The following is a 22,193-nucleotide window of genomic DNA, read 5'->3' on the forward strand; positions in this document are numbered from 1 at the left end:
GACCGCGCAGTTCACCCCCGTGCTCGCGGCCCGCACGACGGGCCCGCCCGCTCGGTCGCCCGTCTACTCCGGCTGCTCGGCCAGGTGGGCGAACGCCCGCAGGTTCCGGGTGTCGTGACCCCGCTCGGTGCGCCAGGCCCACTCCTTGCGGATCGCCGAGGCGAAACCGCGTTCCAGGGCGGCGTTGAAGTTCTCGTCGGTGTAGGTCAGCACGCACCCGAACAGGCGGTCGACCTCCTCCGGGGTGACGCCGGAAAGCGGGAGCCGCCCGCGCAGGTACACGTCGCCGACCTCGTCCGCGGTGAAGGCCATCCCGAACATCTCCGCGCTGCACTGCATGAGCCAGCGGTAGAAGTCGCCGTGGTTCTCGTCGGGCTGACGGCAGAAGAAAGAGGTCAGGGTGAGGCTGTGCGGCCCGATCTCCAGCCACACCAGGGTCTTGAGCTTGGCGGTGCCCGGGATCGTGACCAGGAAGGAGCCCTCGCGGGGGATCTCCACCTCGAGTCCTGCCTCGGCCACGGCCTCGGTGACCGCCTTGACGGCGGCCTCGCGCGCGGGGTTGCTGGTCACCAGGGGTGTCCCTTCCTCGTCGGTGTCGGCCGCGGGTGCCGGGTCAGCGGCACGCGGCCATGGGGAGCGGTGCGCGGGGGGTGAGGGCCCGGCCGTACACGTCGAGCAGTTCGTCGACCGTGCGCGACCAGCCCATGGTCGCAGCGTGGCGGGGGGCCGCGGTCGCCAACTTCGCACGCCAGGCCGGTTCGTCGATGAGCCGGTGCAGCTCTGCGGCGTAGTGGGCCGGGTCGTGGCCCTCCACCAGGACACCGGAGACCCCGCCGGCCACCGCGGTCGACAGACCGCCGACCCGCGCAGCCACCACGGGGGTGCCGCAGGCCTGGGACTCCACGGCCACCAGCCCGAAGGACTCCGAGTAGGAGGGCACGACGGTGGCGGTGGCGGCGCGGTAGTGGTCGGCCAGGCGGGAGCGCGACTGCGGTGGATCGATGCGCACGACGTCGGCCACGCCCAGGGAACGGGCCAGGTCGGTGAGCAGCCGGGGTTCGCGCATGCCCCCGCCGGAGAGCCCGCCGACCACCCCGACCACGAGCCGGTCCCGCAGCGAGGGGTCGCGTCCGAGCAGGTCGGCGGCGGCCCGGATGAGTACGTCAGGGGCCTTGAGGCGCTGCACCCGGCCCACGAACAGCAGCAGTTCGGTGTCGTCGGGCAGCCCGATGCGGCGGAGCGCGGAACGTCGGTCGCCCGGGCTGAACACGTCCAGGTCCACACCGGGCGGGATCGTGCTGATGCGGCTCTCGTTCGCTCCGTAGTGGTCGACGAGCTGGCGTGCTTCGTCTTCGGTGTTGGCTATGAGCCGGTCGGCCTGTCGCACGAGCTGGTCCTCGCCCTTGACCCGCATCTCGGGTTCGGGGCTGTCGCCGTCTGCCAGTGCCGCGTTCTTCACCCGCGCCATGGTGTGCATGGTCTGCACCATCGGAACACCCCAGCGGCGGGCGGCAGTCACCCCGGCGCGGCCGGACAGCCAGTAGTGCCCGTGCACGAGGTCGTAGTGTCCGGGCGCCGCCTCGGCCTCGGCACGCAGCATCCCGAAGATGAAGGGGCACAGATGGTCGGCGAGCGCGTTCTTGTCCAGGCGGCCGAACGGGCCGGCGGGGACGTGGTGCACGTTCACCCCCGGGGCGAGTTCGACGACCGGTGGTAGGTCGGGATCGGTGGCTCGGGTGAACATGTCCACGGCCACGTTGCGCTCAGCCATGCGGCGGGCCACCTCGACCACGTACACATTGAGGCCGCCCGCGTCACCGGTGCCCGGCTGGTCGAGCGGGGAGGTGTGCAGGCTGACCGTCGCGACCCTGGACGGGACTGCCGCCTCATCTCCCGTGGGAACGCTTCCAGCCACCGGTGGGTCCCTTCCGAATCGTCCGAGTCGTACCGTCAACCGCTGTCGTCAACAGCGACGAAGGTACACACTGTTCCCAACCGGACGGTCCGAGGGGCCGGGTCTTGACAAGCGGGGAGATCAGGGGGAGGCAGCCCAACCGGCGGCGAGGAAGTCGACGACGGTGGGCACGGAGCTCTTCCAGGTGTCGAAGTCGTGCCCGCCGTCGGGGTGGTCGGTGGCGACCGTCATACCCCGGCCCTCGAGGAGCCCTGCGAAGCGTTCGGCCTCCCCGCGCACGCCCCCGCCCCGCGCGGCCGGGTGCTCCTCGTCGCCCTCCACCAGCACGAACCGGAGGTCGTCGGCTCCCCCGTGGTCGAGGAGCCGGTCGGGGGAGTGGCCGTCCGTGTCGTCGCCGAGCACCCCGTGCGGATCGTCGGCTGAGAAGTAACCGCCGAACGAGGCGGCCTGGGTGTACAGCTCCGTGTTGCGCAGTGCCAGGTTCGCGGCGCCGTAGCCGCCCATGGAGAACCCGCCGATCGCACGCAGGTTCCGGTGCCGTGCGTGTTCGCCCTCGACCGCCTCGACCGCGTCGCCGGTCACGAAGCTCTCCAGGCCAAAGGACCCGTCGGCGGCGTCGGCCCACTCGGTGGTGGCCCCGCCGGGCTCCTGCCCGTGCGGCGCGGCGACCACGAACTCCACCCCGGTGCGGCACATCTCGCGGTCCAGCAACGGGCCCAGGCCCTGCTCCATGAGTGTGACGTGGGTGGAGGCCGCACCGTGCAGGAGGTACAGGACGGGCAGGTCGGCGCTGTCGGGGCCCTGGGGCCGGTGCACCCACAGGGGGCGCTGTCCGCCCGGTGCACCGTCGTCGTCCAGGGTGATCACCTCGTCGCTGCCACCCTCGTCGCACGCGGCGACCCCGCCGGGGTCGGGGTGCTGGGCGGCCAGGGGTGTGCCGCCCTCATCGGGCAGGCGCATCTCGTGTGTGGCCAGTTCGGGCGTGCTCTGGGGCAGGCGGGCTTCGACGCGATCGACCAGGCCCTCGGACGGGACGGTCGCCAGGGTCGCGGCGACCATCGCGACGGTGCAGGAGGACGCGAGGACGAGGGGACGCCAGGACAGGGACGTGAACACACCGACACCTCGGAGGAACGGGGAGGGACGACCGGAACGAGGGTCCGGTCTCGGGGTTGTTACTCAGTGTAGCCAATCAATCCCCATGGGTGTCCCTTGCGGGTGTCACACGGCCACAGCGTGCCGCAGGCGCAGGTCGTCCGGGTAGGGCCGGAGGTAGGTCTGGTCCCGCGCCCACGGCACCTCCTCCGACCCGCAGTGGTGGCGCAGCAGGGCCGTCGGCAGGCTCAGCGGCGCACGTTCCTGCCGGTAGTCCTCGATGGAGGCGAGCAGGTCGTGGCGGCGTGCGTCGTCCAGCAGCGGGCTCAGCATGCCGAACGCGTGCTGGAGCGCGTTGGCGTGCTTGCCCCGGGTCGTACGCACGGCCAGGGCCCGGTGGAAGGCCGCGGTGTAGGCCTCCTCGGTCTGCTGCTTCGGGCGCTCGCCCGCCCGGGCCACCAGGCGCCCCGTCTCCCGGTACCCCTCCGGCGAGTGCGCCATGAGCTGGAGCTTGTGCCGGCTGTGGAAGTCCACGAGGTCCTTGGGTCGCCATCCCCCGGCGAACAGGGTCCGCAGCCGCGCGTGCGCGAAGACGCGTTCCACGAACCACTCCCGGAGGGAGGCGTCCGTCAACCGACCCTGTTCCTCCACCGGCAGGGACGGCAGCAGGCGCGTGAGCCGGTCGGCGAAAGCCCCGCGACCGCTGCCGCTCACCCGTTGCCCCTCCTCGCCGGCGACCGGGAGGGCGAAGAGGCCGCAGCTGGGTGACTTGTTCTTGAGCACGTACCCGTCGGCCTCGCGCAGCTTGCCGAGGTGTTGGTCGGCGATGGCGGCCAGATCGTCGGTGCGGTCGGCTCCGTCGGCGTTGGAGACCACCCGGTCCTGATCGCCGCGGCGCCGCAGCCGCAAGGTCGGGCGCGGCGTGCCCAGACCGATCTCCGCCTCCGGGCACACCGGATGCCAGTCCACGAACCGGTCCAACTCGTCGGTGAGGAACCGGTGGCGTGAGTGCCCGCCGTTGTGGCGCACCGGCGCGCCGAGCAGGCAACTGGACACCCCCACCACCGGGCGGGGATCGGTCGTCCTCTCGGGTGGGGTGTTCGGCTTCATGTGTTCCCCCTACCCGCGGGCCGGCTCTCTGGCACCGTGGTCGCCACCGGAATCCCGTGGGAAGAATCGTTACCGAGAGTGAGGAAAGCCTGGTGGTGGAGACTGCCATCGTGTTGTTCACCCAGGACCTGCGAGTGCACGACCACCCCGCGCTCGTCCGCGCGCTCGAGAAGCACGAAACGGTCGTGCCCTTGTTCGTTCTCGACCCCGCGCTGACGGGACGGGCGTCCCGCAACCGCAACGCCTACCTTGCCGATGCCCTCGCGGACCTGCGCGGAGCCCTGCGCGCCCGCGGGGGAGAGCTGTTCGTGCGGCAGGGTGAGACCGCTGCGGAGGTTCACGCCCTCGCCCAGGAGACCGGGTCCACCGTGGTCCATCTGTCCGCCGGGGTGAGCCGCACCGCGCAGAGGCGCCTGGACCGGATCTCCGCGACGGGTCTGCGCGTGCACACCCACCCGGGACTCACCGTTGTCCCGCCCGGTGATGCGACCCCGGCCGGCGGCGACCACTACAAGGTCTTCACCCCGTACTGGCGGACCTGGGAGGGCATCGAGCGCAGGCCGGTCCTGCCCGCGCCCGACCGGGTGTCCGTGCCCTCCGGCCCCGAACCCGGGTCGATCCCCGACCACTTGTCCGAGGAGGGGCGCGGTGTTCCCGCGCGCGTGCCCATGCGCGGAGGTGAGGAGCGCGCCCGCGCACGCCGGGACGCCTGGCTCGACGGCGGCCTGACCGAGTATCCCGACCGACACGACGACCTCCCCGGCCGAGCCACGTCGCACCTGTCGGCGGACCTGCGCTTCGGTTGCCTGTCCGCGCTGGAACTGGAACGCGGTGCCCACGCACGCGGCGGCGACGCCTACGTGCGTCAGCTCGCCTGGCGCGACTTCCACCACCAGGTCACCGCCGCCTTCCCCGACATCACGGGGTACGACTACCGCGACCGCGGGCGCACCTGGCACGAGGACCCCGATGCCCTCGCTGCCTGGAAACAGGGGTGTACCGGGGTACCGGTCGTCGACGCCGGCATGCGCCAGCTGCTCGAGGAGGGGTTCATGCACAACCGTGCCCGTATGATCACAGCGGCCTTCCTCACCCGGACCCTGCGCGTGCACTGGCGCCACGGCGTCGCCCACTTCGACGCGCACCTGTACGACGGAGACGTCGCCGACGACCATGGGAACTGGCAGTGGGTGGCCGGTACCGGCAACGACACCCGCCCCAACCGCGGGTTCAACCCCCTGCGCCAGGCCCGCCGTTTCGACCCCGACGGTGCCTACGTCCGGCGGTACGTGCCCGAGCTGGCCGACCTGCCCGGACGCAGCGCCCACGCCCCCTGGTCACAGGACCCGCCCCCGCCCGGCTACCCCGAGCCGATCGCCGACCCCGAGGGCGGATAAATCCCTGGGCCGGAACATGAGCGCTCGTTAGGATCGGTCGCGTTCCAGGGGAGACCACACACGGGGGCACACCATGATCGACACCGGACTCAGGGATCGCACCGTCCTCGTCACCGGGGCCGGTGCGGGCATCGGGGCCGCCGTCGCCCGGGCTTTCGCGGCCGAGGACGCCCGCGTGGCCGTGCACAGCCTCGGCCGCGCCGAACCCGAACCCGAGGGCATCCGCTGGGACCACGCGACCCCCGACGGCGAGAACGTGGCCGACCTGGTCACCGACCTGCCCGGCGCCGTCTCCGTGACCGCCGACCTGTCCGAACCCGATGCCCCCGGCCGCCTGCTGGAGGAGGTCGAGAACCTGCTCGGCCCCGTGGACGTGCTGGTCAACAACGCCGCACACTGTGAGAGCCCGGACACCGTCGACACCCTCACCGCCGGGACCCTGGAGCGCACCTACCGGGTCAACTCGGTCGCCCCGGCCCTGCTCATCTCCCAGCTCGCCCGCCGGCGCGCCCTCGTCGAGGACTCAGGGGACCCGCCCTGCGTCGTCAACATCTCCACCGACGCCGCCCGCGCGTTCCCCGGCCAGGTCGCCTACGGCACGTCGAAGGCGGCCCTGGAGTCGCTGACCCGCGGCCTCGCCCTTGACCTCGGCCCGGCCGGGATCCGCGTCAACGCCGTGGCCCCCGGTCCGGTCCAGACGGGTTGGCTGGAGGGAGAGATGCTCGAGCACGCCCGCTCGATCGTGCCGCTGGGGCGGGTGGGCGAGCCCGGGGACATCGCGGACGCGGCGGTCTTCCTCGCCTCCCACCAGGCCCGCTGGATCACAGGCCAGGTGCTGCAGGTCGCCGGCGGCCACGCGCTCTGAGGGGACGACGTGGCCGGCGCTCAGCGGGCGAACGCCTCCTCGAACGCCGCCAGTGCCCGGTCACTGAACAGCACGAACCGGATGTCGGGAACGCTCTCCGGGGCCGTGCGCACCGCCTGTGCCGCGATCCGGGCGGCGTCCTCCACCGGCCAGCGGTAGACCCCGGTGGAGATCGCCGGGAACGCGATCGATCCCGCACCCAGCTCGTGCGCGATCCGCAGCGACTCGGTGAAGCACGAGGTCAACAGTCCGCTGCGGTCCTCGTTCTCGCTGTACACGGGGCCGACGGTGTGGATCACCCAGCGCGCGGGCAGGTCGCCGGCGGTCGTGGCTGCGGCCTGCCCTGCCGGGAGCCCTTCCGGGAGATCGGAGGAACGCAGGGCGCGGCACTCCTCGAGGATCGTCGGGCCGCCCGCGCGGTGGATCGCACCGTCCACCCCGCCGCCGCCCAGGAGGGAACTGTTCGCGGCGTTGACGACCGCGTCGACGTGTTGCTCTGTGATGTCTCCACGGAGAAGGGTGATGTCCGTGGGGTTGTCGGTAGCCATGCCCGGTTCCTACCCTGCCGGTGACGGAGCTCCACACCCCTGCCGAACAGGTCAAGAACGCCTTGCCCACAGGCCATCCAGATTTAACGTGGGGGTACGACAACGCGTAGTAGATACGCCGGTAGACTCACTGGCATGAATCGGCTTGGCGAACTCGAACGCGCGGTGATGGATGTACTGTGGGCACGCAACGAACCCATGACGGTCCGTGAGGTGGGCAAGGCCCTGGCCGATCGCGACCTGGCACACACGACCGTCATGACCGTGCTCGACCGGCTCGCCAAGAAGAAGGTGGTCGATCGGGCACGTGAGGGACGAGCGTGGCGGTACAGCCCGGCCGCGAGCCGAGAGAACTACGTGTCGGAGATGATGATCGACGCGCTCGGGCAGACGGGTGACCGCGACGCCGCCCTGGCCGCCTTCGTCCAGTCCATGGACGGCCAGGAGGCTGAAGCGCTCCGTCGCGCACTCGCTGAAATCGAGCAGCCAAGGAACTAGCCCGTATGGTCAGTGCAGCCCTCCTCTCCCTGGTATCGGTCGGCTGTCTGTTGGCCATGGAGGCCCTCCACAGGGCCAAGTGGCCCACTCGCGGCCCCTACACGGCCGTCATCGCCTGGCAGGCGCTCGGTCTTGCCTGGGGTGTGTCCACCATCGGTGCCCTGCTCTCCTTCGGCCTGTCCTCGTACCAGAAGGGCGCCGCCGCCGGCAGCATGGCGTTGGTCGGTGACATCTTCACCGGTGAGCTGTTCCTGGCCGAGCTCTCCCAGGGGCTCGAGGGCATCAGCCACATCGTGGCAGTCGTGCTCGCCATCGTGCTCACCATGGTGCTGTTCTACGGTCTGGTCTCCTCCTTCATCCAGGTCGTACGGGTGCGCCGCCGCCACCACGACCTGCTGGCCCTCGTGGCCGACGAGCACCCCGACGTACCCGGCGCCCGGGTCGTCGACCACCCCGTGGCCGCCGCCTACTGCCTTCCCGGGGTCCTGCGCTCCCAGGTCGTCATCAGCGCCGGCGCGCTGGAGGTCCTGGACGACAAGGAACTCGCCGCCGTGCTCGCCCACGAGCAGGCCCACCTGCGCCAGCGCCACGACCTGGTGCTGCTGCCCTTCTCCTCTCTCAAGCGCGCCTTCCCGAGGGTGCGGCTGGTGCGCACCTACTACGAGACCGTCGCGCTGCTCATCGAGATGTGCGCCGACGATCAGGCCCGCCGCACCAGCTCCCCGCGCGAGCTCGCCACTGCGCTTCTGCGGTTCGGCGCAGCCGGCCCGGCGTCGGTGCCGGACGGGGCGATGGCCGTGGTCGAGAAGGCCCAGCCCGGCGTCGTACGGCGCGTCAACCGGCTGCTGCACCCCGACGACGAGCTCTCGTACCACATCGGTGCGTTCGTGATGGGGGCCTCGGCCTTCCTCCTCGCCTCCGTCGTCTGCCTCTGGCACATCCCCGTCTGACCGGCTTCCCGGAGGCGGGGGAGACCATCGACACCCGCAGGAACACGATCGCTCGGGCACGATTGGTGCTCTCTGTCCGTTTACCGTGGGGGAGCGGGCGCACCACCCGCCCAACGCGCAATCGGGAGAGTGATCCTTGTGGGCCTGATCTGGTTCGCCATCTACCTGGTCACGTTCGTGGCCAGTCTCTACGCGCTGGTCGAGGCGGTACGTACGCCGGCCGCCGCGTTCGAGGTGATGGACAAGCAGACCAAGAAGCTCTGGGTCATCCTCACCGGCGCGGCCACGGCGCTGTCCGGCCTCGGTGTCTTCACCGAGCGCGGCTTCCTCCTCATCGCTTGCGTGGTGGTGACGCTCATCTACCTCCTCGACGTGCGTCCCGCGGTCAAGGGTGTGGACAACGGCCGCAACAACGGCCCCTACGGCCCCTGGTGAAGCCCGCTTCCGCCCTCGACCGAGACCGGTCCTTCCTCGCCCGTGACCTGTGATCCCTCGGTCGAGACCCGCCACAGCGCCTCCGCGTAGGCGGGGTCGTGGGTGTAGGAGGAGTGCCCCAGGATCTCCGGGCGGCGCGCCTCACCGGGCGGTGCGTCGTAGGAGACCGGGTCGGTCAGCGGCTCCCGGGGTTCGATGACCGTCGGCCTGCTGTTCCGGTCGTCGGGGTCGGCGCGTGCGCGCACCGGTCCGGCGATCGCATCGCTGCGCCGCCACAGGTTCCGCCACCCGCACGTGCGCCGCTGCAGGTCGGCGAAGGAGTGCGGACCGAAGTAGGCCGGGAAGTAGCGTGCGTACAGCCGGTCGAGCGGGGATCCGTGCGTGACCAGCGAGACCCGTTCCAAGCAGTCCTTCGGCAGCTGCCACGCCGTCGCCGCCGCCAGCACCGACCCCTGTGAGTGCCCGGACAGCACCACTGTGGTCCCGTCCCCGGTCAGGTGCGCCACCCGCACCGCCAGCTGCGGGACCGCCCGCTCGGCGTACGACGGCGGCGCCAACGGGTGCGCCACACGCGGCCAGAACGTGCCCACGTCCCACAGTGCCCCGACCGCCTGGCGGGTGGGCCGGTCGCGGTAGGCGCTGCGCCCGATCCACACCAGCGCCATCAGCGCAGCCGTGCCGAGCAGTGAACCGATACCGGTGAGCGTGCTGATGGTCTCCAGCGCAACGCCTTCCATGCCGCCCGCCACAGCGCTCGCCGCCGGGGCGGGTCCGGTCTCCATCCCGCCGGTCAGCGCGGCGTGCACCGCGAGCGCGACCAGGGCGAGCACCGGCAGCAGCAGGGCCAGGACCACACCGGGCAGGGTGTCGGTCATGCGGCCCACCGCCCAGGCATGTGCGATGTCGCGCGTGCGCCGCGCGTCCTCCTCCCGTCGGTAGTGCTCGGCAACGTCGGACATCAGCGCCCGGCGCCCGACGCGCAACCGCACCAGGAGGAACGCCGCGACGACGAGCACCACCACCGCCTCCAGCGCGATGGCCAGCTGCAACCACGAATAGATCTCCGGGGGCACGAGCGGTACGCAGTCGGCCCCCTCGGTGACGAACGAGCCGCACCCGCTCAACCACACCGATCCCTGGAACACCAGCGCCGCGGAGAACGCACCGCCCAACAGCACGCCCAGTGCGGCCGTCGCCGGACCGGCCATGCCCCGCATCGCGGTGAACCCGTGCGCCCGGTCGACCGTGTACAGGACCAGCGCCGCCGCGACCAGTACGAACACCAGCACCCCCTGCACCGTGAACAGGGTGTTGAGCATGTTCGTGGCCCCCGGCAGGCGTCCCTCGGCGACCCACCCCGGGCGCGGCCAGAACGTGTACAGGGCGACCGCCGCCGCCAGCCCCAGCGCGAGGTCGCGCAGCACCCGGCAGAGGAGGTCGGCGCGTGCGTTCCACCGGGGATCCACCCCAGGCACCAGAACGCTCCCCGCCGCCGCCGTCATCACTGCGGTCAACAGCACCGCGAGCAGCACCCCGGGGACCCAGGACCCCGGCAGAGCAGGTTCGCCCAGCGCGTGTACCTCCAGGTCGTGGCTGACCGCCGGCACCAGCAGCAGCGAGGCCACCGTGCCCACGGCCACGGCGATGTGCGCCGACCGCAGCCGCGCCATGGTCTCGCTGTTGTTCCAGAACCCGGGGTTGCTCAGCGGCGCGGCATCGGAGGGTTCGGCGCTCACCCGGCCGTCGGCGACCTCGTAGTCGGAGGCCGTGCGGCGCGAGAGCCGCCACAGCACCACCACGACCAGCGCGGGGAGCAGCGCCCCGATGAGCAGGGCGGTCCCGGGGGTCGACAACGGAGAGGCCGGTGCTGCCAGGAACGCCAGCCACGGCCGCGCCCGCACACACTCCTGGGCCTGGGCCGGGCACTGCCAGGCCACCAGGTCCATCCCGATCCCGGCGGCCGCGAGCACGATGAGCGCCGTCAGCGACAGTGCGAGCAACCGGACCCCGGCCCCGTAGACGTTGTTGGCCACCCGCCGCAACCCGCGCGGGCCGCGGTCGACCCGCCCCGGCCGCATCCAGTACGAGATGTTGAGCAGCATGAACGGCAGGAGCAGCAGCCAGAAGGCGCGGGAGGCGTCGCCCGAGGTCAGGTTGCCCCACGCGAAGATCTCCCTGCGCATGCCGGGCACCGTCTCGGTGTCCGGTGCGCGGCGCCACCGGAAGAACCCGGCCGAGCTGTCACCGCCGACCCGCACTGCAGGTTCGACGTCCAGCAGCTCCTCGGCACGGCCGCCGCTCACCCCGTGCACACGCAGTTCGACACGGTCGGTGACGGGGGAGGCGGCCTCCTGCGCCGGGGAATCGTCGGCGAGGGGCGCGGGGGGCGTCGGGGACGGGGGAACACGGGGACCGGGGGGTGCGGAATGATCCGGCATGGTGGGCATGTAACCATGCCCGAGCCCGCGGAAACAGGCCGGGGGCGCAGCCTGTGGACAACGGCCGCAACCGGCCCCGCGGGCACCGGGTCGCCCGCGCATACGGAACGGTGTGCCCGCGCCGCAGGGTGGTCAGTACACCTCGTCCTCCGAGGCCTCCCAGGTGTTGCACGCACCCGGATCCTGGCCCTCCCAGCCCTGCTCGGTCCAGGAGACGCTGTTGTCGATCGACCCGTGCGTGCGCTCCTCGGCGGTCTCCTCGGGGCGGTCGGCCGTGGCCGCGGCGTCGGTCAGGAGTGTGTCGAGGTCCGCGTCGGTCAATGGGTACGACACCCGGACCGAGCCCAGGAACGCACCCGCCATGCAGTTGGCCTGCAGCTCGCTGCGGCGCGTCCACGAGTTCCGGTCGGCGTCGTCCGTCTCCAACTGGCGCTGCTCGTGGTAGTAGTCCAGCAGCCCGGACTCGCCCTGCACGTGGTGGGCGTACTCGTGGGCCAGCAGCGACGCGTAGATGACGCTCTGCGTGGCCCCGTTCCACTTCTCCACCACGTCGGTCAGGCCGATGTAGATGCTCTCGCTCGCCCGGCAGTAGAAGGCGCCCGCGGGCGAGGGGTAGGGCCGGCACGGGCTGACCCCCGGCTCCTCCCAGAAGACCCGATCGGGCGCCTCGTACTCCAGTCCGGCCTTGGCGAACTGCGCCTCCCAGGTCTGGTCCAGGCAGTCGGCGATCGTGTGCAGGAACTCCTCCATGGACGCGGGGTCCTGGGAGTCCAGCTCCGGGATCGGGCAGGGCAGCGGGCTCAGCCGTCCCGATTCGTACAACGGGTTGGCCACCAGCGCCGTCCGGCCCGTCGGGGTGTCCTGGGTGCCGAGCCGCTCCGAGACGGCGTCACTGCCCGGAACGTTCGTCTCGTCCGCGGGCGGGCCGCTGTCGGCCGGGTCCTCCATGCCCTGGGACGCGCCGCCGGTACCCTCGTCCGCCACGGTCGTCCACGACAGCAGCGTCAAGGCCAGGAGTGCCACCAACAGAGCCGTGACGAGTGCGAACACCCGGCGGTCGCTGCGCCGGGCCCTGCGCACCGCCTCGGCCCGGGACGGTTCTCCGAAGCCCGCGTGCACCCCTGGTCCGCCCACCTGTCGTCGCCGTTCCCGGCCGCGGGAGAGGAACCGCGGCACCGGCCCACTCACCGCACCAGCGGCTCGTCGACCACCCACGTGTTGCAGGAGGCCGGGTTCACCCGGTCCATGCCGTGGAGCGTCCACAGGATCCCGTTCTCCTGCGAACCGTGTGTGCGCTCGCCGCCACTGTCGCTGCGACGCGCGACGTCGTCGAGGATATTGTCCTGTTCCGACCGGTCGTGCCCGAGGGAGTCGCCCGACGCTCCCAGGAACACCCCGCCGAGACAGTTGGCCTGGAGCTCGTTCCGCCTGGTCAGCTCGTCCTCCCCGTCCTCGTTCGCCGTGGCCCGTGCCGAGTGCAGCTCAGCCAGCATCCCGGACTGGCCCTGGACGTGGTGCCCGTACTCGTGGCTGAGCAGGAACGTGTACGCCTCCGGCTCGTCGTTGCCGGCCGAGGCCTCCACGATGTCCTCGACACCCAGGTACAGACCCTCGTTCGCGACGCAGTAGAACGCCGCCGTGTCCTCGTTCGGGAAGGGGCCGCAGGGGCTGTGGCCGGGCGCGTGCCAGTACACGCGGTTGGGGGAGGAGAACTCCAGCCCGGCCTCCTCGAAGTAGTCCGACCACGCCGCGTCCAGGCAGTCGGCGATGGCGTGCGCGAACTCCTCGACGGACTCGGGATCCGATTCGTCCAGATCCGGTGCTGCACATGTCACCTCGCCCAGCTCGCCGACCCGGTACAGCAGGTTGTCTCCGACAGGGTCGTCCCCGTACCCTTCCTGGCCGGAATCGGCCACCGCTCCGGAAGCGCTGCTGCCGCCCGGAACCCCGTCGGCGGTGGGGAAACCGGCCTCGGCGATGCCGGTGTCGTGCCCGTTCGAGGGAAAAGCCGCCGAGATCGCGAGGAACCCCGTGACACCCACCGCCGCAAGCCCGGTACCCAATGTCAACGCCACCCCCAGCCCCATCCGCTGGAGGAGGCCGGGGCGCTCGGACCAGGCTCCCGCGTCGGGCTGGGGCCGCGATCTCACTCCGCGGCCCCTGTGCGCATCGGGTGACCTGCGCCCGGTGCCACCGCCCGGGGCAACGACGCACAACGGGACCGGATAGGCTCTCGCGTCATGTGGTGGGTCGACTCCTGGCGTCGGGCGGTCGCGGGCGCGACGGCCCTGATCGTGCTGGCCTCACTGGTCACGGCTGTGCTCCTCAGCTGGTCGGGTGGGGCGCCCCGGGCCGAGGCCGCGGCCGTGCCGCCCACCACAGTACCGGGGCACGTACCGGGGACCGCCGACCCGGGGGCCGTCATCACCAACGACATCCGGCTGGAGCTCGACAGTGACGGCACCCTGACCGCACGCGAGACCATCACCTTCGAGGGCGACGCCCCCGAAACCTTCAGTCGCGCCCTGACCACAGCGATGCTCTACGACAAGGAGTACGACCGCCGTTTCGAGGTCGAGAACGTGCGCGCGGTCGACCCCGACGGCGGAACCGTCCCCGTCGAGACCGAGCAGGAAGGAGCCTCGCTCCTGGCGCACCTGGACACCGAGGGGCGCGACCGGGTCGAGCTCGACTACACCGTCACCGGGGCCGTCACCGAGGTCTCCGAGGGGGTCCAGCTGGAGTGGCGGGCCGTGGGCGCCTACAGCCACCGGGTGGAGACGACCGACGTCACCGTGAACGCCCCCATGCCGCCCGAGGCGCTGTCCTGCCTGGCCGGCGAACCCCGCAGCGCCATGTACTGCACCGCCTCGGACATGGGCCAGGACGCCTCCGTAGCCAACTTCCTGCAGTCCGACATGTCCCCCGCGGACCGCCTCGACATCGTGGTCACCTACCCCGAGGGCACCGCCGAGGGCGCACCCGACCTCGACCGCCGGTGGTCCCTGGCCTCGGCCTTCGCGATCACACCCACCACCGCCACCGCCTTCGGGCTCCTGCTCCTGCTGCCCGCCGCGGGCCTCATCGCACTCGTGCGTGTCCGCGGGCGCGACGAACGCGCCCTGCGCAAGGAGTCCGCCGAGGGGGACCACGACCCCGTCGAGGACCGCCCCGGCCTCCTCCCCCGCTTCCACGCCCCCGACGACGTACACCCCGGCCAGATCGGCACCCTCATCGACGAACGCGTCGACATCGCCGACCTCACCGCGACCGTGCTCGATCTCGCGGTCCGCGGGCACCTGCGTATCGAGGAACTGCCGCACCACCACTTCACCTCGGTCGACTGGCGCCTGGTGCGAGAGGAGGGCGGCACCGACGAACCCCTCCTGCCCTCCGAGGAACTCCTCATGGAGGCCCTCTTCGGCGACGACGACACCGTCACCCTGTCCGAGCTCGCCTCCGCCCGCAGGTCCCCGCACCTGCCCGAACGCGTCGACCGCGTACGCGCCCAGCTCTACCGCGACATGGTCCGGCTCGGCTGGTTCGCGCGCTCCCCCGACCAGGAACGCGGCCTGTGGACCACCATCGGCATGGTCGTCACCGCAGCGGGGGTCGCGCTCACCGGTGCGCTGGCCGCCTTCACCTCGCTGGCCTTCACCGGCCTCGCGGTGGTCATCGTCGGCGCCGCCGTCACCGCCGGGGCCCAGTACATGCCCGCCAAGACCCGCCTGGGGAGCTCCGTGTACGCCCACACCATGGGTTTCCGCGACTACCTCGCGAGCGAACGCGCCACCCAGGCCCCGCCCGAACGCCGGGTCACCTTCTTCTCCCGTTACCTCCCTTACGCCGTCATCTTCGACGACGTCGACCGCTGGGCCGCCCTGCTCGCCGAGGCCGCGAGCACCGACCTCACGAGCGACGAACTCGACGGCGACGGGCTCCACTGGTACACCGGTCCGGACGGTTGGCGCATCCGTGAGGATTTCGCCGACTCCGTGAGCACCTTCGTGGTGACCCTCACCGGCGTCATCACCAACACCCGGCGGCTGCGGTCCCTCAACCGCTTCAAGGCCGACCCATGACACTCATGACCAGGAGGACGACGACATGCGCGCGGTCGCACAGCGGGTCTCGCACGCGTCGGTGACCGTCGACGGGGCCACCGTCGGCGAGATCACCGGCCCCGGGCTCATGGCCCTGGTGGGCGCCACCCACAGCGACACGCGGGCCGAGGCCGCCAAGATCGCCAAGAAGCTGTGGACGCTGCGCATCCTCGAGGGCGAGAAGTCCTGCTCCGACGTCGGGGCACCCCTCCTGGTCGTCAGCCAGTTCACCCTCTACGGCGACGCACGCAAGGGCCGCCGCCCCACGTGGCAGGCGGCCGCGCCGGGCGAGGTGGCCGAACCGCTCGTGGACGCGGTCGTGGAGGAGCTGCGCGAGCTCGGCGCCGAGGTCGCCACCGGGGTCTTCGGCGCGCAGATGTCGGTCTCACTGACCAACGAGGGGCCCTTCACGGTCGTCCTCGAGGTCTGATCAGGGGCCGGCCCAGAACCCTGACCGGACACGACGGAGCGCCCCGATCCTGAGGGGGCCGGGGCGCCGGGAGGGGCGGCCGTGCTCAGCCCACGTCGACGGTGACCGGCTCGAACTTGTAACCCAGGCCGCGCACGGTGACGATGTAGCGCGGGTGCGAGGGGTCCTCCTCGATCTTGGCGCGCAGCCGCTTGACGTGCACGTCCAGGGTCTTGGTGTCACCGACGTAGTCGGCCCCCCACACCCGGTCGATGAGCTGCATGCGTGTGAGCACCCGCCCGGCGTTGCGCAGGAGCACCTCCAGCAGCTCGAACTCCTTCAGCGGCAGCGTCACGTTGTCGCCGCGTACGGTGACCACGTGGCGTTCCACGTCCATCCGGACCGGACCGGCCTCCAGCGCGGCCGGCAGCGGGGCCTCCTCCTCGCCGCGGCGGCGCAGCACCGCACGGATGCGGGCCACCAGCTCACGCGAGGAGAACGGCTTCGTGACGTAGTCGTCGGCGCCCAGTTCCAGACCGACGACCTTGTCGATCTCGGAGTCCTTGGCAGTGAGCATGATGACGGGGACGTTCGACTTCTGCCTCAGGGTCCGGCAGACCTCGGTCCCGGACAGGCCCGGGAGCATGAGGTCGAGCAGGACGAGGTCCGCCCCGGTGCGGTCGAAGGTCTCCAGCGCCACGTTGCCGGTGGGCGCCACGGCGACCTCGAAACCTTCCTTGCGCAGCATATACGACAGGGCGTCGCTGTAGGATTCCTCGTCCTCGACAACGAGTACGCGCGTCACTGGGCCGCCTCCTGACGGTCGGTGTTGCGGGGGGCGTCGTACCCTCCGGTCTCGGGTCGGGGCAGACGCAGCGTGAACGTCGACCCCGACCCCTCCTTGCTCCACACGGTCACTTCTCCGCGGTGGTGGGTCATGATGTGCTTGACGATGGCCAGGCCGAGACCGGTACCTCCGGTGGCCCGGCTCCGAGCGGCGTCCACACGGTAGAACCGCTCGAAGATGCGTTCCAGGTCCTGTTGGGGGATGCCGATACCCTGGTCAGCGACGCTGATGTCGACCGAGGACGGCGAGACCCCCACCGACACCGCGACCCGGGTGTTCTTCGGGCTGTAGGCCACGGCGTTGGAGACGAGGTTGCGCAGCGCAGTACCGAGCAGGCCCTCGTCGCCCATGACCGTGACACCCTCCGCGCCGCTGCCGACGAGGTCGATGTCCTTGGCGTCGGCGGGCATGCGCACCGTGTCCAGAGCTTCCTCGACGATCGCGTTCAGGTCCACGCGCGTGGGTTCGGCCATGGGTTCGGCCCCCTGGATGCGGGAGAGCGTGATGAGGTCCTGGATGACCGCGGTGAGGCGGTTCGCCTCGGTCTGCATACGCTCGGTGAAACGGCGGACGGCCTCGGGATCGTCACTGGCGTCCTGTACGGTTTCCGCCAACAACGACAGAGCGCCGACCGGGGTCTTCAACTCGTGCGAGATGTTGGCTACGAAGTCCCGCCGCACCGCCTCCAGACGACGGTGCTCGGTCTGGTCCTCGGCCAGAACCAGCACCAGGCCCGTTCCGCCGAGCGGGGCCACGCGCACGGCGAACGAGGTCGCGTCGGGGCCGAACTTGCGGACCGCCACCTCGATGTCGGTCTCCCTGATCACGCCGTCGCGGCGTACCTGCCGTGCGAGCGCCAGCAGCTCGCTGATGACGAGTTCCTCGCCCCGCACGATGCCGAACGCACGCGCGGCCGAGGAGGCCCGCAGGACCCGGTCGGCCGAGTCCAGAACGACCGCGGAGGAGGGCAGTGCCGACAGCACCTCGGCGATCCCCGGCGGAAGAGTGGTGCCGTCCCGGCCCAGCTCGGACGACTGCCTGTTGTTGCGGCCGCCGCGGCCCGTCCCCGAGCGGCCGTTGGCCCGGAGCACGGAACTGATCACGGCACCGACGACGACGCCGGCCACGAGTCCGATGATGCCCGCCACGGCGGCGAGAAGTTCCCCTTGCACGGTTCGATCGTAAACGTGCGGGGTGCGGCTTTACCCGGTCAGGGCATGTGACACGGGCGAGGTTCGCCCAGCGTTCACCGAACCTTGGCCGACACTTCGAATTACCACTGGGAGCATTGACCTATGCGCGATACCTACCACGAGGGCCTCGAGAGCCTGAGCGAACGCCTTGTCGAGATGACGAGGCTGGCCAGGCATGCCGTGGCCCGAGCCACGACGGCGCTGCTCGACAGCGACCTCAACGCGGCCCAGGAGGTCATCTCCGGTGACGAGGAGATCAACCGCCTGGACCAGGAGATCGAGGACACCGCCTTCAGCCTCATGGCCCGACAGCAGCCGGTCGCCTCCGACCTGCGGACCATCATCACGTCGTTGTACATGCGCGGCGACCTGGAGCGCATGGGCGACCACGCCGTCCACCTGGCCAAGATCGCCCGCCGGCGCCACCCCGACTCCGCGATCCCCAAGCCGGTGCGCTCGATCGTGCTGGAGATGGGACACCAGGCCGAGATGCTCGTCACCAAGGCCGGCGAGGTCATCACGGAGAAGGACCCCGACACCGCTTGGGAGCTCGACAAGGACGACGACAGGATGGACCGCCTGCGCCGCAAGCTCCTGGAGCGCATCCTCGCGCCCGGTTGGGAGTACGGCGTGGAGGCCACGATGGACGTCACACTCGTCGGGCGCTTCTACGAACGGTTCGGTGACCACGCGGTGCACGTGGCCGACAACCTCGTCTACATGGTCACGGGCGACCGGCGGGAGGACTACGAGCCGGAGGCGTGACACGGCTCTCGGACGGCGCCGCGCCCAAGCGTCGCGGCGGTGCCGATCTTCCCCGTGTGCGGGGGCCGCAAGGCCCCCGCGCCCGCTCCGACCAGGTATGCAGTAGCAGCGGGGTATACTTTGTCAACCCCTCAAAAGTGTGGTCTGACCTGCAGCTTCGCAAACCTAATAGGTACGTTAAGTCACAGATTCATGGTATCCTCGTGGTAGCGGAAGGGGTACCTGTCACATGGCTTTCAAGGTCGGCGACACTGTTGTCTACCCCCATCATGGGGCTGCTCGGATTGAAGCGATCGAGACTCGCACCATTAAGGGCGAGGACAGAACCTACCTCGTTCTGAGGGTTGACAAGGGCGATCTGACGGTGCGCGTGCCGGCTGAGAGCGCCCAGGACGTCGGCGTTCGCGACGTGGTGGGTCAGGACGGACTGGACAAGGTCTTCGAGGTGCTGCGGGCTCCGCACACCGAGGAGCCGACGAACTGGTCCAGGCGCTACAAGGCCAATCTGGAGAAGTTGGCGTCCGGCGACGTCAACAAGGTCGCGGAGGTCGTGCGCGACCTCTGGCGCCGGGACAAGGAGCGCGGTCTCTCAGCAGGGGAGAAGCGCATGCTCGCCAAGGCCCGCCAGATCCTCGTCAGTGAGCTCGCACTCGCGGAGAGGACCAACGAGGACAAGGCCGAAGCCCTCCTCGACGAGGTCCTCACCACCTAGAGGACCACAGACGAACAAGTCGTCGCCCCGGTCACCGATTCTTCGGATCGGCCGGGGCGCGATTGTGGAATATCACTTTTCATGACACGAATTCCCAGGGTGGGCGTCGGAACAGACGTCCATCCCTTTTCTCCTGACCACACACTTTTTCTCGCCGGACTGGAATGGCCGGGCGAGGACGGGGTCAGCGGCCATTCCGATGGTGACGTGGCCGCCCATGCCGCCTGCGACGCTCTGCTGTCGGCGTGCGGACTGGGCGACCTCGGTTCCAACTACGGCACCTCAGATCCCCGGTGGAAGGGCGCCTCCGGTGCTGCCCTGCTCACCGAGACCGTCGCGCGGGTGCGCGCGGCGGGCTTCGAGATCGGCAACGTGTCGGTCCAGATCATCAGCAACCGGCCCAAGTTCGCCCCGCGCAGGGCGGAGGCGGAGAAGGTGCTCGGTGAGGTCGTCGGCGCCCCGGTGAGTGTCTCTGCGACAACGACGGACGGGCTCGGTCTCACGGGCCGGGGCGAGGGCATCGCGGCGGTGGCGACCGCCCTGTGCGTGCCCACGTCCTAGTAGTGCTCGGCGAACACCGAGCACCTGCTGCACGGGACAAATGACTTCCACCGGACAGGCCCTGGTCCGGCCGGTACCAAGACCGAGCAAAGGCGCCCTCGAGCGGATGGCTCGCGGGCGCCTTTGCCGTGTGTTGGGGAGGGGATGACCTCAGGTCCGCGGGGTCAGTCCTCCGGACGCATCGGCTCGCTCCGGACCTGCCGGGAGGGCGGGCCCGAGTTGAGGTCCGGGAACGGGGGTCGGCGCGGCTTGAGCACCATCGGGCGCTTGCGCAGGGCCCGGGCGTCTCGCTCCTGCGCCGCAGGGGACGAACGCGGTTTGGCGGGCGGCGGAGGCGTGCGGCGCAGCGGTGGCGGGGTCTCGCGCGGCGGGGGAGTCGTGCGGTGGACCGTGCCCCCGTCGTCGGCCGGTTCCCCGGGAGGGGTGCCGTTCGCGGGTCCCTCGGGCTCGTCGGGCTCGTCGGGTCCCTTGGGCTCGACGAGCGTATCGGGGTCGTCGGGCTCGGGGCGGGGGGGCTCCGTCTCGGCCGGGGTGTGCTCGGACGCCTCGGGTTCGGCGGCCCCCTCGGGCAGCGACACACCGGGCGGGTCCGCGGCCGGCCTGCCGAAGGCCGCGCGGACCTCGGGGCCGGTGTCGTGGTCCAGTGCCGGGACGGGGCCGTCGGCCGCCTCGGATCCTTCGGTCTCGGCGACAGCTGCGTCGGAGAGGGGGCCGTCGTCCTCCGGCGGGGTCCACACCGGTGGCACGTAGTCGTCCAGGATGCCGCCGGTCTCCTCCGTGGGCGGTTCCCACAGGGCAGGGCCGTCGGTGGTCTCGTCCGGGGGCTCGTACGAAGAGGGTTCGGGCGTCTGCGTCGACGGGTCGCCGTCCTCCCCGTCGTCGAGGTCCGCGGATGCGGCCGGGGTCTCGTCCGGGGCGGAGACAGGTTCCGCCGCGGAAGCTGCGTCGGCGTGGGCGTCCGTGGTCTCTGTGTCCGTGTGGGGCTCCGTGGGCACGGTGCCGGAACCGGTCGGGACGGCGTCCGAGCTCGGCGCTGCGGCTGCTGCACCGGTGCCGGGGTCCAGGGGACCGCCGTCCGGGTGGGCGGCGTCCGCGGCCTCGGTGCCGGCGCTCGCGGGCGCCGGGGCCGGAGAACCCGGCGTTCCGGCCGCGCGCACGGGCGGCGCGGCCTCCGCTCGGGTGAGCGCAGGTTCCGGCCCGGGCACGGCTTCCGCGGAGGTCTCCGCGGTCGAGGAGCCGGCACGAGGCTCCTCCCGGGGTGCCTCGGCCTCGTCGGTGACGGGGTCGCCCACCGGGGGCTGGTGCTCGAAACCCTCGTCGGCGAGGTGGTCGGGCACCACGACCGGGTGGAACGCGGCGTCCTCCTCCACGGCGGGAGTGGGCAGGGGCTCACGTGGAGGCGCGGCGCCCGGGACCACCGGAGGCTGTTCGGCCGCGCGCTTGATCGGGTTGTCCCCGCCGCGGCGGCGGGGCAGGAGATCGGCCTCCGGCTCGGATTCCGACTGTGCATCGGCGGACTCGGGCTCGGGCTCCTCCGGGGTTCCGGCCTCGGAGGGGGCCTCCGAGCGTGCTTCGTCCGTCTCCTCGGGTTCCTCGGGTTGCGCGAACGCGTGTGTGTCCGCGACGGGCTCCGGCTCCGTGTACTCCTCGTCCCCCTTCGAGGACGCAGTGCCCACCGCGGGCAGGCGCTCGGTCTCTGCGGCGTCCTCCTCGTCCCAGGTCTCCTGACCGAGGTCGAACAGGCGGGTCTTGAGGGGTGCGGGCTCGGGCCTCTCGGCGGCCGGGCGGCGGCCGGGCAGCACCGTGGTGCGGTCGGCGGAGGGCTTCGGGCGTGCGGCGGCGCCCCGGTTCCGGCGCCGCATGTGGGCCCGGACCGTGATCCACAGCAGGATCGCGATGAGGAGCGCGGCCAGCGGGGCGACCGCGACGATGACGTTGGCGACGCGTTCGGACAGCAGTGGCCCCTCGACCTGCGGGTCGAACAGCCCGAGGTTGCGCGCGGCCATGGTGGCCCCCGCGAACAGGATCAGCACGGGGATGAGCCCGACGTCGACCCACAGTCGGTCGCGGGGAGGTGCCGAACGCAGGACGTAACTGACCCAGAAGGCCATGAGGACGAGCAGGGCGTAGGTCACGGGGAACACGTGGGCGAACGCACTGCCCTCGTGTCCGCCGTACTCGGCGAGCTGGAAGAGGCCGTGGTAGGAGAGCACGAGCGCGCACGCGGTGATGACGCCGACGAAGGCGGTGCCGCCGATGAGGGGGCCGGCTCCCGCTGTACGGTCTCCTGACCGGGCGCGCTGTTCCTCGGGGGTCGTGTTGTTAGGGGCCATCGTCATCGCAGAGTAGTCG

General features: G+C 71.3%; 21 protein-coding genes. 10 read left to right on the plus strand and 11 right to left on the minus strand.

The annotated features are described in order from the left end of the window. Window positions 1-63: 63 nt before the first annotated feature. The 4 genes from D474_RS0108075 to D474_RS0108090 form a co-directional block, all read right to left on the minus strand. Window positions 64-570, minus strand: coding sequence for a type III secretion system chaperone family protein (locus D474_RS0108075; RefSeq protein ID WP_017613078.1), 507 nt, complete (start codon window positions 568-570; stop codon window positions 64-66). A gap of 43 nt (window positions 571-613) precedes the next feature. Beyond that, window positions 614-1,915, minus strand: coding sequence for a D-inositol-3-phosphate glycosyltransferase (gene mshA / locus D474_RS0108080; RefSeq protein WP_017613079.1), 1,302 nt, complete (start codon window positions 1,913-1,915; stop codon window positions 614-616). 120 nt (window positions 1,916-2,035) lie between these two features. Beyond that, window positions 2,036-3,031 (minus strand): alpha/beta hydrolase, encoded by a 996-nt coding sequence (locus D474_RS0108085; RefSeq protein WP_017613080.1) that lies wholly within the window; start codon window positions 3,029-3,031, stop codon window positions 2,036-2,038. A gap of 105 nt (window positions 3,032-3,136) precedes the next feature. Continuing rightward, the gene (locus D474_RS0108090; protein WP_017613081.1) at window positions 3,137-4,120 is read right to left on the minus strand and encodes a YbgA family protein; all 984 of its coding nucleotides are present in this window, start codon (window positions 4,118-4,120) and stop codon (window positions 3,137-3,139) included. A gap of 92 nt (window positions 4,121-4,212) precedes the next feature. On the opposite strand from D474_RS0108090, the gene D474_RS0108095 reads away from it, so the two are divergent. Together D474_RS0108095 and D474_RS0108100 are read left to right on the plus strand one after the other, a co-directional pair. After that, window positions 4,213-5,517, plus strand: coding sequence for a cryptochrome/photolyase family protein (locus D474_RS0108095; RefSeq protein WP_017613082.1), 1,305 nt, complete (start codon window positions 4,213-4,215; stop codon window positions 5,515-5,517). A 73-nt stretch (window positions 5,518-5,590) separates the two neighbouring features. Further along, window positions 5,591-6,382, plus strand: a complete 792-nt coding sequence (locus tag D474_RS0108100) for an SDR family NAD(P)-dependent oxidoreductase (protein WP_017613083.1) — start codon at window positions 5,591-5,593, stop codon at window positions 6,380-6,382. A gap of 20 nt (window positions 6,383-6,402) precedes the next feature. Here D474_RS0108100 and D474_RS0108105 read toward each other — a convergent pair whose 3' ends face one another. Then, entirely contained in the window at window positions 6,403-6,930 is a 528-nt protein-coding gene (locus tag D474_RS0108105) for an O-acetyl-ADP-ribose deacetylase (RefSeq protein ID WP_017613084.1), read from the minus strand. 135 nt (window positions 6,931-7,065) lie between these two features. Between D474_RS0108105 and D474_RS0108110 the strand changes: the two genes are divergently transcribed. The 3 genes from D474_RS0108110 (at window position 7,066) to D474_RS0108120 (ending at window position 8,813) form a co-directional block, all read left to right on the plus strand. Further along, the gene (locus D474_RS0108110; protein WP_083931763.1) at window positions 7,066-7,428 is read left to right on the plus strand and encodes a BlaI/MecI/CopY family transcriptional regulator; all 363 of its coding nucleotides are present in this window, start codon (window positions 7,066-7,068) and stop codon (window positions 7,426-7,428) included. A gap of 5 nt (window positions 7,429-7,433) precedes the next feature. After that, a complete protein-coding gene (locus tag D474_RS0108115; RefSeq protein ID WP_017613086.1) occupies window positions 7,434-8,378 on the plus strand; it encodes a M56 family metallopeptidase in 945 nt (314 codons plus the stop codon). Between the two features lie 138 nt (window positions 8,379-8,516). Continuing rightward, window positions 8,517-8,813, plus strand: coding sequence for a DUF2516 family protein (locus tag D474_RS0108120; protein WP_017613087.1), 297 nt, complete (start codon window positions 8,517-8,519; stop codon window positions 8,811-8,813). On the opposite strand, the gene D474_RS0108125 is transcribed toward D474_RS0108120, so the two are convergent. The 3 genes from D474_RS0108125 to D474_RS0108135 all read right to left on the minus strand — a co-directional run bounded on the left by D474_RS0108125 (window position 8,798) and on the right by D474_RS0108135 (window position 13,338). Then, complete coding sequence (locus D474_RS0108125) at window positions 8,798-11,260, minus strand: hypothetical protein (RefSeq protein WP_017613088.1); 2,463 nt, start codon at window positions 11,258-11,260, stop codon at window positions 8,798-8,800. The two genes, D474_RS0108120 and D474_RS0108125, sit on opposite strands and share 16 nt — an antisense overlap. Before the next feature lie 123 nt (window positions 11,261-11,383). Further along, window positions 11,384-12,370, minus strand: a complete 987-nt coding sequence (locus D474_RS0108130; RefSeq protein ID WP_017613089.1) for a neutral zinc metallopeptidase — start codon at window positions 12,368-12,370, stop codon at window positions 11,384-11,386. A 65-nt stretch (window positions 12,371-12,435) separates the two neighbouring features. Continuing rightward, window positions 12,436-13,338 (minus strand): neutral zinc metallopeptidase, encoded by a 903-nt coding sequence (locus D474_RS0108135; protein WP_026118278.1) that lies wholly within the window; start codon window positions 13,336-13,338, stop codon window positions 12,436-12,438. Window positions 13,339-13,491: 153 nt separating this feature from the next. Here D474_RS0108135 and D474_RS0108140 point away from each other — a divergent pair, with 153 nt between their 5' ends. Then, window positions 13,492-15,333, plus strand: a complete 1,842-nt coding sequence (locus D474_RS0108140) for a DUF2207 domain-containing protein (RefSeq protein WP_017613091.1) — start codon at window positions 13,492-13,494, stop codon at window positions 15,331-15,333. Window positions 15,334-15,358: 25 nt separating this feature from the next. Continuing rightward, window positions 15,359-15,784, plus strand: coding sequence for a D-aminoacyl-tRNA deacylase (dtd, locus tag D474_RS0108145; protein ID WP_017613092.1), 426 nt, complete (start codon window positions 15,359-15,361; stop codon window positions 15,782-15,784). 85 nt (window positions 15,785-15,869) lie between these two features. Here the strand turns inward: dtd and D474_RS0108150 are convergent, their stop codons facing one another. Both D474_RS0108150 and D474_RS0108155 read right to left on the minus strand, forming a co-directional pair. Next, window positions 15,870-16,568, minus strand: a complete 699-nt coding sequence (locus D474_RS0108150) for a response regulator transcription factor (RefSeq protein ID WP_017613093.1) — start codon at window positions 16,566-16,568, stop codon at window positions 15,870-15,872. Further along, entirely contained in the window at window positions 16,565-17,782 is a 1,218-nt protein-coding gene (locus tag D474_RS0108155; RefSeq protein ID WP_017613094.1) for a sensor histidine kinase, read from the minus strand. Before D474_RS0108155 ends, D474_RS0108150 begins: the two co-directional genes overlap by 4 nt. 123 nt (window positions 17,783-17,905) lie before the next feature. On the opposite strand from D474_RS0108155, the gene phoU reads away from it, so the two are divergent. The 3 genes from phoU (at window position 17,906) to ispF (ending at window position 19,841) form a co-directional block, all read left to right on the plus strand. Further along, the gene (gene phoU, locus D474_RS0108160) at window positions 17,906-18,568 is read left to right on the plus strand and encodes a phosphate signaling complex protein PhoU (RefSeq protein WP_017613095.1); all 663 of its coding nucleotides are present in this window, start codon (window positions 17,906-17,908) and stop codon (window positions 18,566-18,568) included. Between the two features lie 229 nt (window positions 18,569-18,797). Next, window positions 18,798-19,280 carry a CarD family transcriptional regulator gene (locus D474_RS0108165; protein ID WP_026118279.1) on the plus strand — a complete coding sequence of 161 codons (483 nt, stop codon included), beginning with the start codon at window positions 18,798-18,800 and terminating at the stop codon, window positions 19,278-19,280. Window positions 19,281-19,361: 81 nt separating this feature from the next. Next, window positions 19,362-19,841 (plus strand): 2-C-methyl-D-erythritol 2,4-cyclodiphosphate synthase, encoded by a 480-nt coding sequence (gene ispF / locus D474_RS0108170; protein ID WP_193373980.1) that lies wholly within the window; start codon window positions 19,362-19,364, stop codon window positions 19,839-19,841. Between the two features lie 164 nt (window positions 19,842-20,005). On the opposite strand, the gene D474_RS0108175 is transcribed toward ispF, so the two are convergent. Then, window positions 20,006-22,180, minus strand: a complete 2,175-nt coding sequence (locus tag D474_RS0108175) for a hypothetical protein (protein WP_051050931.1) — start codon at window positions 22,178-22,180, stop codon at window positions 20,006-20,008. Between the last annotated feature and the right edge of the window lie 13 nt (window positions 22,181-22,193).

Origin of the sequence: Nocardiopsis salina YIM 90010 (genome assembly GCF_000341025.1) — a bacterium.
Taxonomy (GTDB): Bacteria; Actinomycetota; Actinomycetes; order Streptosporangiales; family Streptosporangiaceae; genus Nocardiopsis; species Nocardiopsis salina.